1 protein-coding gene (running past one end of the window) is annotated in these 422 nt (G+C 78.7%); it reads right to left on the minus strand.

Annotation, left to right across the window (positions count from 1 at the left end; all coding sequences use genetic code 11):
• Positions 1 to 422, minus strand: part of the annotated coding region (locus tag FrCorBMG51_RS24535; protein ID WP_476742084.1) for a serine/threonine-protein kinase (this coding region is incomplete at its 3' end). Its footprint extends 341 nt past the window's final position; 422 of its 763 annotated nt are in view.

Below are 422 nucleotides of genomic sequence, written 5' to 3' on the forward strand. Positions count from 1 at the left end.
CGGCGGCCGCGACACCGGCCACGACCAGGACACCGGCGCGGGCGGACCGCGTCCGCGGGTGTTCCCCCACCGGCGGCGACGGCTGCGCGGCCAGCTGTGCCGCTGCCGACTGCCCCGGTGGTGGCTGCCCGACCGATGGCCGTGCCGCCGGTGGGACGGCCGGCCCGGCGACGGCGGTCCGGGTGTACTCCGACTCGTCCTTGTCCTCGTGCTCTTGGCCCGCCACGTACGCGGGGGATGCCGCCGTCGGTGAGAGCAGGGTCGCCGGGTCGTCGTCCTCGTCGGGCGGCTGCCGCGAGGCGACCACGACTGTCGCGTCGGGATCCGCCGGGGTCCCGCCGTCCGGCGGCCCAGCCGCCTCGAAGGCGTGGCCGTGCCGCTTCTTCCCGTCGGCCAGCGCGGCCCGCAGCTCCAGGCGGGCC

This window comes from Protofrankia coriariae, from assembly GCF_001017755.1.
GTDB classification, from domain to species: Bacteria; Actinomycetota; Actinomycetes; order Frankiales; family Frankiaceae; genus Protofrankia; species Protofrankia coriariae.